Origin of the sequence: Paraburkholderia aspalathi, assembly GCF_900116445.1 — a bacterium.
Lineage (GTDB): Bacteria > Pseudomonadota > Gammaproteobacteria > Burkholderiales > Burkholderiaceae > Paraburkholderia > Paraburkholderia aspalathi.
Genome location: NZ_FPBH01000007.1, coordinates 286,576 through 303,695 on the forward strand (window position 1 = coordinate 286,576; position 17,120 = coordinate 303,695).

Genomic DNA, 17,120 nt, shown 5'->3' on the forward strand with positions numbered 1-17,120 from the left:
CGCTGGTATGAGCTGTTCCGTCCTCACCCAGGAGACATGCCATGTTGACCGCCCGCGTTGGAATCGTATCGCAATCCGCCGCCGTACCTTACACCGATGTCGTCCGTGTCGCGCAGGCACTCAACCTGCAGATCAGCCGCGATCTCGCCCCGATCTGGAACGTGTCGGGCACGGTCGTCGCGCTCGAGTCCACTGACCATCTCGATCCAGGCGTCTGGCCGGTTTACGTAGTGGACGAGGTTCAAGCGGGGGCCGCCGGCTTTCACCTGACCGAGCACAACCAGCCGTTCGCGGTTGTCCTGGCCGGCAATACGTGGTCGCTATCGGCGAGTCACGAGATACTTGAAATGCTGGTCGATCCGGGCGGCAACCGCCTCACCGCGGCCAATGCGGTGACGATCATCGACAACGAAGTGCAGGACGGTGACGGCAAGGTCGAATACCTGGTCGAGATTTGCGATCCGCCCGAAGACGCAACCTGCGCCTATCTGATCGACGACGTGCTGGTCTCGGACTTCTACACGCCCAATTATTTCGACCCTGCCGGCACGTCGGGCGCACGCTACAGTTTCAGTGGCAAGATCACGCGACCCCGTCAGGTGCTGCCTAATGGCTATCTCACCTGGTTCAACCCGCAGAACAACAAGTTGCAGCAGGTCAGGCATTTCGGCGCGCCCGAAATTATCGATCTCGCATCCGGGCAACCCGGTGGCGGATCGCTGACGGGGGGACGGTCGTTGCGCAGCTTCGTCGATGGCCTCACACAGTTGCCCCAGCCGCTCTCACAATTGAACGCCAGCGCACCGGCGGTGGAACGGCGGGACGCGCGCCGCATGATATTTGCCAGTGCGTTGCCAACCGGCGCGGCTCTTTTCTCGGCAGCGCTCGCTCGCCTCAAGACGGACCCTGCCGACACCATCGTTTCTGCACGGGAAACCCCAGCGATCAACATCCGGACCATGCTCGACACGCACGCCGAGTCGTTCCGGCAAGAGGGCGTGCTGTCCGTGCGTAGCGGCTTGCAATGGGCGACGCCTGGGCGCGCTGTGATGCGTGCCATTGTCGTCACCGTGTCGGCGGACAAGCTTACAGCGCTACAAGCCGCGTTGCCGAAGCAGATCGACGGCGTACCCGTCGATGTACGCGCAGCCGACACCATGGAATCGATGCAGGCGCTAGATCCCTCGCGATATTGCGCACTAGCTGAAGCCCGCCATGAACTGCGGCAACCCGATTTCGCTGACCAGGTGTTCTTCGATAGACAAGGCAACGCACTCGCGAGTCCGCCTGCGCCGCTCCAGGCGTTCGTCGCTGCCCGTGCGCGCAAGGTGGAGATTCCGTACACACCGGCGCCCGATGCGAATCTCGATGCGGTGACGGAGCAGGTCTCCCTGGTCCTGCACGTGAGTCCCGATGCCGGATGGGCGGAGCTATCGAATTTCATCGCCGGCGTTCGCGAAGAACTGGTGGTGGGAATGTACGACTTCACGTCCGAGCACATTCTCACCGCAGTCGAGTCCGCGTTTGCCGGGGACCAGAAGCTGACGCTCACGCTCGATCATCCCGCGAAGAATCCCACCGCCGACCAGACCGACGAGCAAACCCAGACCGATCTATCGAAAAAGCTCGGCGAACGCTTCGCCGGCACATGGGCGCTCACCAATGCCGACCCGAAGGCACCTGTCTGGATCTATCCAAACGCGTATCACATCAAGGTCGCTGTGCGCGAAGACGATACCTTCTGGCTCTCCTCGGGCAACTGGAACAACAGCAATCAGCCGGAGATCGATCTGTCGGACGTGGCAGCCGCGCGCAAGCTCGCCGAGAAAAGCGATCGCGACTGGCATGTGATTGTCACGAGCAAGGCGTTGGCCAGCACGTTCCGCGCATTCCTGCAGCACGACTATGCGGTCTCCCACGACGCGATAACTGATGCCAAAGCACAGGGGCTGGATATTCCGGGAACCGGAAACGCCGCTCTCGACGTTCCGATCGAAGCGTTTGCAGCCGGCAAAGCCCCGCGCCAGTTCTTCGCGCCCAGAACGTTGAGCGATACCGTACAAATCCAGCCGCTACTCACGCCCGATAACTATCAGCCACATGTTCAGGCGCTCATCGAGTCCACCCAGCAGCGCTTCTACATGCAGACCCAATATATCCATCCGAGCGGACGCCCGGACGATGCACAACATGATGCGTTGATTGCGGCGGTGAAGGCGCTCATCGACCGCAAACTCGACGTGCGTCTCATCACCAGTCAGTTTCAGAACGACGCATGGGTCGAAAAGCTGGTCGCGGCGGGCGTCCCGTCGTCGGTGCTGCGCCGGCAGGCGAACGTTCACAACAAGGGAATCGTGGTCGATGGAAATGTCGTCATGGTCAGCAGCCAGAACTGGTCGGCGGACGGCACGCTGCGCAATCGCGATGCGGGCCTGATCATTCATAGCGCCGACGCCGCGGCTTACTTCGAGCAGATTTTCCTGCACGACTGGAATTATCTGGCTTCGCCGGTGGGGAGCTGAGGAGACTGGCGACGCACGCCTATGCGGTTCTGGAAACCGGCTCTGTAAAACGGAGGCGGCACAACGTGCCAGGCGGATTCGGTGGGAAGCTGCTGGCGATTCGACGTAATTTGTCCGTCACCTACCAACAATTTGGCGATGGCATGATGATGCTTCGTACCCGCCCCTGCGGCTCGAGAACTTGCAGCCGGATGTGCTGCAGTCCGACACCGCCCGGGCGGGCACGCTTTCTTCTAAACCCTGCATCGGCAGGGTTTAACCCTTCGCGGGACGCCCTGTCTTCACTGTCTCGAGCGACGACACCGCGGCAAGCAGGCGCTGCGGCGAAGCCGACTCCAGCATCATCAGGCCTGCTCGCAACAACTCGCTCTTCTTCACCGGCACGCCAGCGTCGAGACACTTCTGCTTGAGCGACGCGATCATGTCGTAGTCCGATTTCGGCATCGTGAAGCTGTCGCGCACGACTTTTTCTTTCTTCGGCTGCTTGGCTTTCTTGGCTTCCGGAGCGCTGACAGGCGCGGCTTCCGCAGTTGCGGAACGCTTCGGCTTGGCTGTTTTCCTGGTGGTTTGCGCCGCTTCGGCAGTGGCCGCGGGCTTGGTTTTGGCCGCTTTCTCGACGACAGGCTTTGCTTCCGCCGCTGCCGAGGACTTCGCTTTAGCCGCCTTCTTGACGACAGGGGCCGCTTCCGCAGTTGCCGAGCGCTTTGCTTTGGCCGGCTTCTTGACGGCGGGCTTCGCTTCCGCAGTCGCCGCGCGTTTCACCTTTTTCGCTGCTTTCTTGACGACCGGCGTTGCTTCCGCGGCGGCCGCGCGCTTCGCTTTGGGCGCCTTTTCGACGGCAGGCGCCGCTTGCGCCGGCTGCTCCGCCGCGACTACCGGCTCGGCGCCATCTACTGCGTGCCTGGACGAACTCTTGGGGAAGTGGAACGCCTTCTTGGTGTGCTCTTTCGTAACGGGTGTTGTCATGTGGTCTCTCCGTGTTGATAACCGTATAAACAGTATATACCGTTTATTTTGCTATCGAACATGGAGCGCCATAGGCTGCCGGTTCGGCAATCGACTTGCATACGGTGGGAAATACCGCTGGTAACCGCGGCGCGGTGCTGTCATGCAACACGCCGCGATCAAGGCGGGACGGCTTACTTCAGACGCGCTTGCAATTCGTTGGCAAGCTGTCTCGTTGCAGCCTTGGTCGGCGCGTCGTTGGCGAGCGCGTTGAGCAAGCCAAAGTCGTGGATCGTGCCGTTGTAGCGAACCGTCGTGACTTCGTCGCCCGCTGTATCGAGCTTGCGACCATAGGCCTCGCCTTCATCGCGCAGTACGTCGAATTGCGCGACCTGGATGAGCGCCGGCGGCAGACCCTTCAACTGCTCCACTGACGCGCGCAGCGGCGACGCGTAGATCTCATTGCGCTGCTTCGGATCCTTGGTGTACGCGTCCCAGAACCACTTCATCATCGGCCGGGTCAGGAAGTGACCTTCCGGATAGGCGTTGTACGAGCCGTCGCTGAAATTGTTGTCCGTCACGGGCCACATCAGGCCTTGAAAGCGGATTGCAGGGCCCTGCTTGTTCTTCGCCATCAGGGATACAACCGCGGCCATGTTGCCGCCGACGCTGTTGCCCACTACTGCAAGGCGGCTGCCGTCCACACCGATTTCATTGCCATGTTCCGCGACCCATTTGGTGGCCGCGTACGCCTGATTGATCGCTACCGGGTAACGCGCTTCGGGCGACGGCGTGTAATTGACAAACACCGCCACAGCCCCGGATTGCACGACGAGGTCGCGCACCAGCCTCTCGTGCGTCTGGAAGTCCCCAAGGATCCAACCGCCGCCGTGGAAGAACATGAACACCGGCAACGTGCCCGTTGCGCCTTGCGGCCGTACGATCGTGATCGGCACGCTGATGCCGTCCTGCTCGATGGTCTTGTTCGACACATCGATGCCGGAAAGATCAACTTTCACACTGTTCTGCGCACCGACCAGCACCTGACGCGCCTGCGCCGGTGTCAACGTGTTGATTGCCGGTCCTGTGCCGCTGTTCAACGCATGCAGGAACTGGCTGGTCACCAGATCGGGCGAGGCGGGTGTTGCCGGGCTTGCGGCAACGGCGAGGGTCGCGCTGGTTGCAAGTACAGTGGCCAGCAGCAAAGGCTTGAGGGTCTTCATGATGTTTTCCAGGTTCGTGACGGTGAGAGGCTGAGGCTTAGACGATCGTCAGGGTGACGTCGATGTTGCCGCGGGTCGCGTTCGAGTACGGGCAAACGACGTGCGCCTTGTCGACCAGCGTTTGTGCCGCTTCGCGCGGCATGCCGGGCAGCGAGATCTTCAGCTCCACTTCAATGCCAAAGCCATTCGGGATCTGGCCGATGCCGACGCTGCCATCAATCGAGACGTCCGCGGGGATGGCGATCTTGTCGCGGGCGGCGACGAATTTCATCGCGCCGAGGAAACAGGCGCTATAGCCGGCCGCGAAGAGCTGTTCCGGATTGGCGCCCTCGCCGCCCGCACCGCCCAGTTCTTTCGGCGTGGTCAGCTTGAAATCGAGGTTGCCTGCGGGCACCACGGCGCGGCCATCGCGGCCACCGGTGGCATGAGCGTGGGCACGGTAGAGGACTTTTTCGAGTGACATGGTGAGGCTCCTTACAAGAGTGAGTGACTGGACTTGCTATCTACTACTAGATAGATTCATCCGCAAAAAATTAAACAGACAAACCAGGCTTTTCCTGGCTACTTCATATTCCCCGCTTTATTCCCCATCCATCTATCTACTTGAAGATAGATGGATGGGCCAAACAAAGAGGCGGCGTACCGCCTCATACCTGATTACCTGACTATCGCGGTGTGAGCTTCACTTCGCGATCCGCACCGTTGCCTCGACGTCTTCGAGCCGGGCCTTGGTGTGAAACAGACGGCTTGCGAGCACACTGCCCTGAAAAGCCGCGTACAACGCCCGCGCCGCGTTTTCCGGTTTGCCGTTCACCGCCAGCGTCCCTTCCTGCACGCCTTGCGCGAGAACCTTGGCGAGCCAGTTTTCGTTCGCTTTAAAAAACGCCTGCACGGCTTGGCGGATGTTGTCGGGCAGTGATTCGATGTCTGCAGCCAGCATGCCGCACAGGCAGATCTGATTGCCATCACCGAGAGTCCTGCCGAACAGCTTCGCGTACTTGCTCAGCTTTGTGTCCGCTGCCAATGAAGCGTTAATGCCATGGAGCGCGCCCAATACCTCGTTGCTATACGCGTTCACCGCCTCCAGAACCAGATCGTCTTTCGACGGAAAGTAGTAATGGATGCTCGAGGTCTTGACGCCAACCAGACTGGACAGATCACGGTAACTGAACCCGTTGTAACCACGCAGCATGATGAGCGTGATTGCGTGGTCGAGGATCTGTTCGCGCACTGTCGTTGTCGGTTCCATGGACTGAACTTTATCTACTCGTAGATAGACTGTCAAGCGACTTCGCACTTTTTTCAGTCGATGCGACGTGGTTATCAGACATGAAGGCAGAGCCGCTGTGGCATAGACTGTTTTCTGTCGCCGGCTCAACCGTTGCCTATCCTGCGAAGCACCGTGGGAGACAGAGCCCGCCACCGGCGCCGCCGGTGGCGTCGAAAACGGCATTCCGTCCATCCTTTGTTCCAGTTGGTCGACGAGATCTCATCATGGAATATATCGAAAGCCTACGCATTTTCCGGTCGGTGGTCGAACTGAAGAGTTTCACCCGCGCGGCGGATATTCATGGGCTGGCCCGGCCGGCAGTGTCGCGGGCAATCGCGGGGCTGGAAGAGAGGATCGGATGCCGGCTGTTAAACCGGACGACCCGGCAGGTCTCACTCACCGAAGCCGCGGAACGATTCTACGAAGGCTGCGTGCGTATCCTGGACGACCTGGATGTACTCGAAGCGGACGTAGCCAACCAGACACGCGAAGCGGGTGGTGTCTTACGCCTCGTCGCTCATACGACGGCGACGGTAAGCCGGCTGGTTCCCCTGATCGCCGGATTCAAGCGGGCCCATCCGAAGGTCACGCTCGACGTGACGCTGACTGAACGGCCCGTCGACCTGGTCGGCGACGGGTTCGACCTGGGCCTCATTCTTCCGTACATGCTGACGAGCGAAACGACGGTCGTGCGTCTGCTCGAACGCATTCCGGTTGTCATCGTCGCGACGCCGCAGTATCTGCAGGCGTCGTCAACGCCGGGAGATCCGTCGGAACTGGCCAAGCATCTTTTTGTGCCGATGTCGCCGTCCATTCGTCGCCCCGTCATCGGCTTCCGGCTTGGCGCGGACGAGCTGAGCGTTCCGCTTCGTTTCGATGTTTCGTCGAACAGCCCCGCCTTCAACCTGGAAATGGTGCTGCAGGGTTTCGGAATCGGTGTCGTGCCGGCAGCCCTTGTAGAGAACGAATTGGCCTCGGGAAAGCTCGTCCAGTTGCTCACCGGTTCGCAGCTTGTCGACGACAGCGTCGAAATCCAGCTCGCTTATAGCAACCGGACCCTGCTGCCTGCCAAAGTGCGTGCGTTTATTGACTATGCGGCTGCCTTCTTCGAAACGCTGGCGACATCGCGCTAATTCAGCGCCGACGAAAACAACCGGCGAAGCGCGCCGGAAGAATAAAAGGGCGGGATGAGTCGATTGGTGCACGAAACGACAACAAACTGATAATCCGGCCAGCATCGCTTCCCGACGGGGGCCGCATTACTCTGTGCGTATGCACTCAAACGATCTTCCGGACGACGACTGCTTTGCTCTTCGTCAAGCCTCCCGACATATTTCGAAGCTTTACGAGCGTCATTTGTCTGAGGCCGGCATCACGCCCACGCAGTTCAGCGTCCTCAGAACACTGAGTCGTTGTACGAATCTGACGATGGCCGAGTTGGCCAAAGCGATGGTGATGGACAGAACGACGCTCGTTCGAGCGCTTAAACCCCTGCTCCGGCGCGGCCTCGTGCTTGCTCCTGCCGAACCGCAAAGCAATCGGCGGCTGCGAGTCGTACTCACCCGAAGAGGGTTGACGAAGCTCGACGAAGCGGCCGCTCATTGGGCAACAGCGCAGGCCAGTTTCGAACGTAGTTTTGGCCAGCAACAGGCAGCGCATCTGCGAAGTGAACTGTTTCGCATGACGAGCTACCTGTCCGAAAGATAACCACAACGCAACAGACTTATTCACCTCGTAGATCGATACACAAATATTTGAACGCTATTGTGTGCATATGCACTTCAAGCAATGCAAAGCCAAACAACCCAGATCAGCCAAAGGAAAACGGAAACCATCATGAACCACGACCGACCCCAGCTCCGAACGAGCGCATGGGCTGCCACGATAGCCTCGGCGGTGGCGGCGCTTGGCCTCGCCGGATGCGTCAACTACGCCGGCATCAAGAGCGACAAGCAGATTGCCCCGCCCACCCAGTATGAAACGAAGGAGAGCTTGCCTGCCGAGGGCGGACAGTGGCCTGCAATGGATTGGGCCAAGCAGTTCGGCGATGCGCAGTTGCCCAGGCTGATCGACGAGGCACTGGCCGGCAATCCAACGATCGATCAGGCACGTGCACGCATTGAGAAAGCCTCTGCCTCAGTCGGCACGGCCCATTCCGCACTCTATCCAAACGTGACGGGAAGCTATTCATGGACGCGCGAGCGCTATAGCGACAATGGGTCCGCTCCACCGCCGGTCAACGGCACCTGGCAGAGCGAGAACAACGTGCTCGCCAGTGCTTCGTTTGATCTCGACCTGTGGGGCAAGAATCGCGAACGGCTTCGTCAGTCTGTCTCGCAGGAGAAGGTCGCCGAAGCCGAAGCCGAGCAGGTGCGCATCTCTTTGGCCGCGTCGGTGGCCAGCACCTACAACCATCTTGCGCAGCTCTATGCGTTGCGTGATATCGAGGCTCGCGAAGTGAAGAATCGCGAGGATATCGGCCGAATCACGGATGGGCGCGTGGGTGCGGGGCTCGACACCAACGTTGAGCGGCAGACCGCATACGGCGAAACCGCAACGAGCCGCTCCAGCGTCAGTGACCTCGATGGACAGATCACAACCGTCCGCTACCAATTGGGTGCCCTGCTCGGCGAAGGACCGGATGGCGGCCTCAAGATCGCCAACCCATCGCTTGGAGAGGGCGCCGGCGTCGCGCTTCCCGACAACCTGCCCGCCGACCTGATTTCGCGGCGCCCGGACATCGTTGCGGCCTATTGGCAGGTGGATGGAGCAATCCACGATGTAAAGGAAAAAAAGGCCGAGTTCTTTCCGGACGTCAATCTTTCCGCATCAGCTGCACTGGACGCGTTTGGCTGGGGGCGATTCCTGACGGCTGGAAGCGGCCAACTTCAGGCAGGACCCGCGATTCATCTTCCTATCTTCGACGCTGGTGCGCTGCGCGCCCAACTGAAGGGCCGCTACGCGGACTTCGATTACGACGTCGCGACGTACAACCAGACGTTGATCAGCGCTTTATCCGATGTTGCCACGCAGGTCACGCAGATCCACTCGGCCGACCGTCAACTGGTCGATGCGCAGCAGGCCCTGGATGCACAGACCAAAGCCTACCAACTGGCGCTCGTTCGATACAAGGCTGGCTTGAATCAGCAACTGCAGGTACTGAACGCCGACGACAACCGGCTCGCAGCCGAAACAGCTGTCGTGAACCTCGAAATGAATCGCCGCGGCATGCAAATCGGGCTGATCAAGGCACTAGGCGGCGGATTCGATGCTTCGCAGGCTGGCCTTGCCGCAAACACGGAGACACCGATTCCTGCGCCGTCCGGCAGCACGGCAACTCACTGAACGACCAGATCGGCACTCGGGCGTATCGGCCTGAGCGCGACCATCAAACTTTATTGGAGCTACCCATGAACGCACCTCAGTCATCGTCGGATAAAGAGCCGGAAAAGAAGCCCGGCAAACGCAAACTCCTGCTCTCGCTGCTTGCCGCTTCGCTCGCGATCGCAGGCGCTGCGTATGGCGCTTTCTATTTCGTCGAAGCCCGTCATCACGTGGATACGGACGACGCCTACGTCAACGGCAACGTCGTCCAAATTACGCCGCAGGTCACGGGAACCGTCATCGGGGTCAATGCGGATAACACGCAAATCGTCAGGAAGGGCGAACCGATCGTCCAGATCGATCCCGCGGACGCCAGGATTGCGTTGCAACAGGCCGAGGCGAATCTGGGCCAAACCGTTCGCAGAGTGCATGGCCTGTATGCCGACGACGACAGATACCGCGCCGATATCGCTGAACGCCAATCGGATCTTTCGAAAGCGCAGGACGATCTGAAGCGCCGGCTTGCCACTGGCATGACGGGGGCGGTGTCGGACGAGGAAATCTCACACGCACGTGACGCGGTCCGCTCGGCTCAGGCCTCGCTTGAAGCAGCCCGGCAGCAGCTTGGCGCCAATCGCGCGCTGACGGCCAACACGTCGGTCGAGAAGCATCCGGACGTACTGGCAAGCGCCGCCCACGTTCGCGACGCCTACCTGGCTTACGCGCGCACCACGTTGCCGGCCCCTGTGACCGGATATATCGCGCAGCGCTCGGTGCAGGTCGGGCAGCGCGTGTCACCCGGCGCAGCGCTGATGTCGGTGGTGCCGCTGGAGCAGGTCTGGGTCGATGCGAACTTCAAGGAGTGGCAGCTTCGTCACATCCGGGTTGGCCAACCTGTTGAGCTGACAGCCGACGTCTACGGCTCCTCCGTCGTTTATCACGGCAAGGTGGTGGGCTTTACGCCGGGCACCGGATCGGCACTGGCGCTGTTGCCTGCGCAGAACGCGACCGGCAACTGGATCAAGGTCGTGCAGCGGCTCCCGGTACGCATCGAGATTCCGCCTGCGGAACTGGAAAAGCATCCGCTGCGTGTGGGTCTTTCAATGAACGTGGATGTCAACGTCAAGGACCCTGCCGGCGCCCAACTCGGTACGCAGTCTACGTCCGCCTATAAGACCGACGTTTTCGCGAAGTACGGCGACGAGGCCGATGCCGCGATCGCACGAATCATCGCCGAAAACGAATGACCGCCGCTCATTGGACCGCGGCACGTGAAAGATGCCGCGCCTTTCTCGCCAGACACAGGACAGCCGTATCACCATGACCACCAACCATCCCAATCACCCGCCGCTGACCGGGGCGACACTCGCTCTGGGTTCCCTGAGCGTTGGTCTCGCGGGCTTCATGACCGTGCTCGATTCGTCGATCGCCAACGTCGCCATTCCAACCATTTCCGGCAACCTCGGCGTATCAGTCGACGAAGGCACGTGGGTCATCACCGTCTTTGCCGCTGCGAATGCAATCGCGATTCCCTTGACTGGCTGGCTGACGCAGAGGCTGGGGCAGGTCCGGCTGTTCGTCGGCTCGATACTGTTGTTCGTGTTCGCATCCTGGTTGTGCGGCATCGCGCCAACCTTGCCGATCCTGCTTCTTGCGCGTGTGTTGCAGGGCGCCGTGGCCGGACCGCTGATTCCAATGTCCCAGGCACTGCTGCTCAGTTCGTGGCCGAAAGCGAAATCTTCACTGGCACTTTCGCTATTCTCAATGATTGTGGTGACCGGGCCGATTGTGGGTCCGGCACTTGGCGGGTGGGTCACGGACAGCTACAGCTGGTCATGGATCTTCTATATCAACATCCCGGTCGGCCTATTCGCTGCCGCGATGGTCTGGCTTCTCTATCGCAAGCGCGATACGCCGGCCAGAAAGCTGCCGATCGACGTTGTCGGGCTGGTGCTGCTGATCGTCTGGGTCGCGTCGCTTCAGGTGATGCTGGACAAGGGCAAAGATCTCGACTGGTTCTCTTCGAACACAATCATCGTTCTGACTATCGTTGCCGCGGTGGGCCTTGCGCTTTTCATTGTCTGGGAGCTAACAGAGAAAAACCCTATCGTCGACCTTACCCTCTTCAAGCAGCGCAACTTTCTTGGAGGCACGGTTTCGATTGCTGTCGCGTATGGCATCTTCTTCGGCACGCTGGTGTTGCTTCCGCAGTGGATGCAGGAGTACCTGGGTTACCGGGCAGTCGATGCGGGACTCGCAACGGCGCCGCTGGGCATTTTCGCGGTGATCGGTGCGCCGATCATGGGTAAGATCCTGCCGCGCTCCGATGCGCGCATCATCGGCACATTCGCGTTCATTGGCTTCGCGATCGTCTACTACATGCGCTCGTATTTCTATACGGATCTCAGCGAGGGGTACATCATTCTGCCGACCCTCCTGCAGGGTATTCCGATGGCACTGTTCTTCGCGCCGCTGACCGTGATCATCCTGTCAGGGCAACCGCCCGAAAAAGTGCCAGCCGCTGCCGGCCTGTCCACCTTCGGACGCATGTTCTTTGGCGGCATCGGCACATCGATCGCGGGCGTCGTGTGGAACAACCGGACGATCATGCACCATGAAATCCTGACGCAGCAGTCGAGTCCGACCAACCCGATATTCAATGCGCAAATGAACACCTACCACTCAGCGCTTGGCCTGAGCCAGCAAGCGTCGTATGCGCTGTTCGACCATACGGTGCAGTCGCAGGCGGCCATGTTAGGGCTGAATGACGTGTTCTACGGAGCCGCGCTCATCATGATCATCATTATTCCGCTCATCTGGATCACGAAGCCAGGCAAGGCGGGCGGTTCGAGCGACGCGGCCGCGGCTGCGCATTGAAAGACGGCTGGGTACCGTCGTCCGTACCGGGCACCATCCCACAAACCGTATAGGTACTGTACCGGCGTGGTTCGCTAGAATGCTCCGAGGGTCTTGTCGACCAACCTCGGAGCCACCCATGTCCATGTCCTACCTCAGTCTCAGCGCGCTCCCCGCCGGCATTCTGTTCGCGCTCGTCACCACGATCACGCCCGGTCCGAACAACACGATGTTGCTCGCCTCGGGCGTCAACTTCGGCTTTCGCCGCACGCTGCCGCATCTTTCGGGGATCAGCGCCGGGGTCGTGCTGTTGATGCTGTCGGTTGGGATTGGTCTGGGCGAAGCCTTCGTACACTTCCCCGTGCTGTACACGGTGCTCGAAGTCGCGAGCGTCGCGTACCTGTTGTATCTCGCGTGGAAAATCGGCACGTCGGGCGAGTTGAAGGTCAAGAAAGGCGAGCGCCGGCCCATGAAGTTTCACGAAGCCATTGCGTTTCAGTGGGTCAACCCGAAAGCGTGGATGATGGTGCTGACCGCCGCCACCACGATCCACCTTAGCGAGAGCGCCAGCGTGAATGCCATCGCGATGGCGGTGATCTTCTACGTGATCGGCTTTCCGTGCATCTGCCTGTGGGCGGGCTTCGGCACCGCGATGCGCAAAGTGCTGTCGGACCCGAAGCGGCTGCGCATCTTCAATGTGGCGATGGCGCTGCTGCTGGTGCTCTCGCTGTATCCGATCGCGCTCAAGCTGCTCGGCCAGTCCGTTTAAGGCCGAGTCCGGCTAGATCGCACCCTGCCCGACTCGCTCGATGAAGCGCCACAACGCGTCGTCGGTCGAGTACGGCGCGTTGAAACGGAACCAGGCGCTCGGGGCGTCGTCGGGACGGAAATAGGAGCCGGGTGCGAGCCAGATGCCGTGCTGGAGCGCGGCGGTCGCCACCTCGCCCGCGCGCTCCGCTTCGATCGGCAGGCGAGCCCACAGGAACAGGCCGGCTCGCGGCCGGTGAAACAGTTCCAGGCCGAGCGAATCGAGCCTCTCTTCGACGGTCGCATGCGCGAGCTTGAGCCGCTCGTTCACGGCTTCCACGTGACGCGCGTAGCGCCCTTCGAGCAACACCTTGTCGACGATCCGTTCGATCGCTTCCGACGAGGTCAAACCCACCGCCATCTTCGTGCGCGCCAGTTCGCGCAGAACTGCCCGCTCGGCGACCACGTAGCCGCAACGCAACCCCGGCGTCACCGTTTTCGAAAAACCGCCCACGTAGAGCACGCGCTGCAAGCCTTCCATGGCGGCAAACAAAGGCGCGCCCGACGGCGCCAGTTCGCGGCTGACGTCGTCTTCGATCACCCACATGCGTTGACGCTCGGCGATCTGCAACAGACGGAACGCCGCCGACATGCCGAAGGTCGCGCCGGTCGGATTCTGCAGCGTGGTGTTGACGAAAATCGCTTTCGGCTTGTGCTGCGCGACCAGCGCTTCGAGCACGTCCGTATCGACGCCGGCCGGGGTGCGCGGCACGCCATGCACCACCAGCCCCGCCAGCTTGAGAATCTGCAGCAGATTGCAGTAACCGGGATCTTCGACGATCACGGCGTCGCCCGCGCGCAGCAACGTGCGGACGATCAGATCCAGCCCTTGCGTCGCGCCCTGCGTGAGCAATACGTTGGAGACATCCACAGGCAAACCGCGCCGGTCGAGCTGCTCGGCGATCCGCTCGCGCAGCGGCGCGAAGCCGTATGGATGCCCGTAGTCGCCGAGACGCGCCGCCGGCACGCGGCTCATTGCACGCAGCGCGTGCTGCAAACCCGTCTCGTTGATCCACTCGTTCGGCAGCCAGCCGCCGCCTGCCTTGATCGGCACCGAGTGATCGGCGAACACGTCCGACAGCAGCCAGGTCGCGGTCAGGCTCGGCGGCTGCCAGTCGGTCGGGGCCGCCCGCGCGGACTGCGCGCGCGCCGCCACTCGATAACCGGAACCGCGCCGCGCTACCACGAGCCCCATCGAAACGAGACGGTTGTAGGCCTCGGTCACCGTGAAAGTACTCAGTTCGTGGCTTTGCGCCAACTGCCGCACTGAGGGCAGCAGCGCGCCGGCACGCAGCGACTGCGCCTCGATGGCGCGCGCGAATCCCTGCACGACCTGCTCGACGAGCGTGGGAGCGGCGCGTCGGTCGCGCTCAAGTTGTAGTTCGATCATGGTTCGGACTGAAAGGCCGGCCGCGACGGTCGGCTGCGTTGCCAGAAAGGTGGCCCGGAAAGCGTCAGATAAAGCGTCAAGTTAAGTCACCGCGCCATCATCGCGCGATCGACACAGTTAGCGCAAATCCACCAACACAGTTAGCACCACACTGCGTCAACTGTTTATGCCGCCATTAAACCGCGGACGCTACAGTTTCGCTATCACTTCGAGGAGAAAATCATGACTTCGCGCCCCGTCATCGACGACCTGTCGTCTTTCTGGATGCCCTTCACCGCCAACCGCCAGTTCAAGGCTGCGCCGCGCCTGCTGGAATCGGCCAAGGGTATGTACTACCGCACCACGGACGGGCGTGAAGTGCTCGACGGCTGCGCGGGTCTCTGGTGCGTGAACGCCGGCCACGGCCGCGACGAAATCGTCGCCGCGATCACCGAACAACTGTCCACGCTCGACTTCGCACCGACATTCCAGATGGGCCACCCGTTGGCGTTCGAAGCGGCCACCAAAGTCGCCGAACTGATGCCGAACGGCCTCGACCGCATCTTCTTCACCAACTCCGGCTCGGAATCGGTCGACACCGCCCTGAAAATCGCGCTGGCGTACCACCGTTCGCGCGGCGAAGGCCAGCGCACGCGTCTGATCGGCCGCGAGCGCGGCTATCACGGCGTGGGCTTCGGCGGTATTTCGGTTGGCGGCATCGCGCCGAACCGCAAGACGTTCTCCGGCGCGCTGCTGCCGGCGATCGATCATATGCCGCACACGCATAACCTCGAACACAACGCGTTTTCGAAGGGCCAGCCCGCCTGGGGCGCGCATCTCGCCGACGAACTCGAGCGCATCGTCACGTTGCACGACGCATCGACGATCGCCGCCGTGATCGTCGAACCGGTGGCCGGCTCGACGGGCGTGCTGATTCCGCCGCAAGGCTACCTGCAGAAGCTGCGCGAAATTTGCACGAAGCACGGCATCCTGCTGATTTTCGACGAAGTGATTACCGCATTCGGCCGCGTCGGCAAAGCAACGGCAAGCGAATACTTCGGCGTGACGCCGGACCTGATCACGATGGCCAAGGCGATCAACAACGCTGCGATCCCGATGGGCGCAGTGGCTGCGAGCCGCACGATCCACGACACGATCGTCAACGCCGGCGCACAGGGCGCGATCGAACTGTTCCACGGCTACACGTATTCGGCCCACCCGGCTGCGGCCGCGGCCGCCGTCGCGACGCTCGACCTGTATCGCCGCGACGGCCTATTCGAGCGCGCGGCAACGATGGCGCCGAAGTTCGAAGCCGCCGCTCACTCGCTGCGCGGCGCGAAGCATGTGAAGGACGTTCGCAACCTCGGCATGATCGCGGGCGTCGAACTCGAGCCGCGCGACGGTGCGCCGGGCGCGCGTGCTTACGAAGCGTTCGTGAAGTGCTTCGAGGCGGGTGTGCTGGTGCGCTTTACCGGCGACATCCTCGCGTTCTCGCCGCCGCTCATCATCGATGAAGAGCAGATCGCGCACATCTTCAAGACGGTGGGCGACGTGCTGGCGACGGTGCAGTAAGACTGAGAGATGTGGCGCGCGTGGGTGGCGCGCGCCGCGTTTTGGTTGCCCGTATCACGCCCTCTCAGGCGATAGCGTCAGCGATGCGCGCGCGAAACTCTCGTGTGTGCGGCCTTTTTAGCTGCGGCCGAGCGGCCTGAAGCACCCTTGGTCGCTGCGGCCTTCTTCGCCGCGGCAGATCGGCTGGCCGCCGGCCGTTTGGCCGCTGCCGATTTCGTCTGTTTCGACAAAGCCTTGTGCGATGCCCCCTCGGTGCTTTCGCGCTTCAATGCATTGGTCGCGGCACGTGAACGCCTGGCTGTCGATTCGCTGCTCGCGCTCTTCTTCGCCGTGCTCTTGTGCTGGCCCGCGGCGTTGTCCTTCTGCGCTTTCTTGTGGGTCGCCTCACTCGCGGCGCCCTTTTTTGGCGACTTCACGGCGACGCCTGCACGCCTCGCTTCGGACAGGCCGATTGCAATCGCCTGCTTGGCCGACCTGACGCCATGCTTGCCGGCGCGCACCTTATCGATCTGATCCTTGACGAATTCCCCTGCCTGGGTGCTCGATGCCTTGCCGGCACGCTTGTCGGCTTGGGCACGCTTGATGGTTTTCTGTTCGGGCATGACGGTCCTCCGGTTGGCTGTTGGCTTTGGACATGCAGCAACGCGTGTGCCGGGGGGCGTTCGCTGCGGCGCAGCGAAACTTCAGGAAATTGGGCGACAAGGCTCGCGCCTGGCAACTGGACGGCGTATGGTGAGAGCAAGGGTTGGCGCCTTGGTCCGGCCCGACGGGAGACGTCCATGAAGATACCTACCGTTCGCGCAGGCGCGCATATCGAAGGCGTGCATTGGGTTGCCGAGTACGCTGAAGACGTTCACGAGATTCGTGTGTTCCGCGAAGGCCAGGAAGTGGATGTGCATAATGCGCCGTCCTCGTTGTTCGGCGATGAGGAAAATGCGGGGTCTAAGAGCACCGCTGATCATCGAGGGATGGAAGCCGCTGTGCTGGCTTATTTGCGGCGGTTTGTGATTGAGCATGATGCGGAGGAGTAAGGGTTTTTTTGCCTTTTGCGGCGGCATTTGGCCGTGTTCCTGGGGCTTTGGCCTTTCCTTGATCTGGCTTTCGTGCCTTTCCTTGCATTGTTAGTGGTCTATTAGCGTTGCCCCTGTGCGGGGCGGCACTGTAGTGGTCAAGTAAACCTGGACACCCGGAAAGGGGAATATTTAAAAAAGTGAAGCTTCGCATCGTGCCGG

The 17,120-nt window shown here is 61.3% G+C and carries 15 protein-coding genes; 9 read left to right on the forward strand and 6 right to left on the reverse strand.

Features of this window, described 5'->3' with window-relative positions; genetic code table 11:
* Positions 1-41 precede the first annotated feature (41 nt).
* A complete protein-coding gene (locus tag BM438_RS14400; RefSeq protein ID WP_093634892.1) occupies positions 42-2,522 on the forward strand; it encodes a phospholipase D-like domain-containing protein in 2,481 nt (826 codons plus the stop codon).
* 255 nt (positions 2,523-2,777) lie between these two features.
* Here the strand turns inward: BM438_RS14400 and BM438_RS14405 are convergent, their stop codons facing one another.
* The 4 genes from BM438_RS14405 to BM438_RS14420 form a co-directional block, all read right to left on the reverse strand.
* Positions 2,778-3,488, reverse strand: coding sequence for a hypothetical protein (locus tag BM438_RS14405; protein ID WP_093634893.1), 711 nt, complete (start codon positions 3,486-3,488; stop codon positions 2,778-2,780).
* A 173-nt stretch (positions 3,489-3,661) separates the two neighbouring features.
* Entirely contained in the window at positions 3,662-4,690 is a 1,029-nt protein-coding gene (locus BM438_RS14410; protein WP_093634894.1) for an alpha/beta hydrolase, read from the reverse strand.
* Positions 4,691-4,727: 37 nt separating this feature from the next.
* Positions 4,728-5,153 carry an organic hydroperoxide resistance protein gene (locus tag BM438_RS14415; protein WP_093634895.1) on the reverse strand — a complete coding sequence of 142 codons (426 nt, stop codon included), beginning with the start codon at positions 5,151-5,153 and terminating at the stop codon, positions 4,728-4,730.
* Positions 5,154-5,372: 219 nt separating this feature from the next.
* Positions 5,373-5,939, reverse strand: a complete 567-nt coding sequence (locus tag BM438_RS14420; protein WP_054040330.1) for a TetR/AcrR family transcriptional regulator — start codon at positions 5,937-5,939, stop codon at positions 5,373-5,375.
* Positions 5,940-6,184: 245 nt separating this feature from the next.
* Between BM438_RS14420 and BM438_RS14425 the strand changes: the two genes are divergently transcribed.
* From BM438_RS14425 to BM438_RS14450, 6 genes are all read left to right on the forward strand, one after another.
* A complete protein-coding gene (locus BM438_RS14425; protein WP_093634896.1) occupies positions 6,185-7,093 on the forward strand; it encodes a LysR family transcriptional regulator in 909 nt (302 codons plus the stop codon).
* Between the two features lie 139 nt (positions 7,094-7,232).
* The gene (locus BM438_RS14430; protein ID WP_093634897.1) at positions 7,233-7,667 is read left to right on the forward strand and encodes a MarR family winged helix-turn-helix transcriptional regulator; all 435 of its coding nucleotides are present in this window, start codon (positions 7,233-7,235) and stop codon (positions 7,665-7,667) included.
* A gap of 129 nt (positions 7,668-7,796) precedes the next feature.
* A complete protein-coding gene (locus BM438_RS14435) occupies positions 7,797-9,305 on the forward strand; it encodes an efflux transporter outer membrane subunit (RefSeq protein WP_093634898.1) in 1,509 nt (502 codons plus the stop codon).
* A 65-nt stretch (positions 9,306-9,370) separates the two neighbouring features.
* Positions 9,371-10,531: an HlyD/EmrA/EmrK family protein gene (locus BM438_RS14440; protein WP_093634899.1), complete on the forward strand. Its 1,161-nt coding sequence runs from the start codon at positions 9,371-9,373 to the stop codon at positions 10,529-10,531.
* A 73-nt stretch (positions 10,532-10,604) separates the two neighbouring features.
* Positions 10,605-12,161 carry a DHA2 family efflux MFS transporter permease subunit gene (locus BM438_RS14445; protein ID WP_093634900.1) on the forward strand — a complete coding sequence of 519 codons (1,557 nt, stop codon included), beginning with the start codon at positions 10,605-10,607 and terminating at the stop codon, positions 12,159-12,161.
* A gap of 124 nt (positions 12,162-12,285) precedes the next feature.
* Positions 12,286-12,909 carry a LysE family translocator gene (locus BM438_RS14450; protein WP_054040326.1) on the forward strand — a complete coding sequence of 208 codons (624 nt, stop codon included), beginning with the start codon at positions 12,286-12,288 and terminating at the stop codon, positions 12,907-12,909.
* A gap of 12 nt (positions 12,910-12,921) precedes the next feature.
* Here BM438_RS14450 and BM438_RS14455 read toward each other — a convergent pair whose 3' ends face one another.
* A complete protein-coding gene (locus BM438_RS14455) occupies positions 12,922-14,337 on the reverse strand; it encodes an aminotransferase-like domain-containing protein (RefSeq protein ID WP_054040324.1) in 1,416 nt (471 codons plus the stop codon).
* A gap of 222 nt (positions 14,338-14,559) precedes the next feature.
* Between BM438_RS14455 and aptA the strand changes: the two genes are divergently transcribed.
* A complete protein-coding gene (gene aptA / locus BM438_RS14460; RefSeq protein ID WP_093634901.1) occupies positions 14,560-15,888 on the forward strand; it encodes an omega-aminotransferase AptA in 1,329 nt (442 codons plus the stop codon).
* Positions 15,889-15,965: 77 nt separating this feature from the next.
* On the opposite strand, the gene BM438_RS14465 is transcribed toward aptA, so the two are convergent.
* Complete coding sequence (locus BM438_RS14465; RefSeq protein ID WP_093634902.1) at positions 15,966-16,490, reverse strand: DUF6496 domain-containing protein; 525 nt, start codon at positions 16,488-16,490, stop codon at positions 15,966-15,968.
* Between the two features lie 177 nt (positions 16,491-16,667).
* Here BM438_RS14465 and BM438_RS14470 point away from each other — a divergent pair, with 177 nt between their 5' ends.
* Positions 16,668-16,919 (forward strand): hypothetical protein, encoded by a 252-nt coding sequence (locus BM438_RS14470; protein WP_093634903.1) that lies wholly within the window; start codon positions 16,668-16,670, stop codon positions 16,917-16,919.
* Positions 16,920-17,120: the final 201 nt, after the last annotated feature.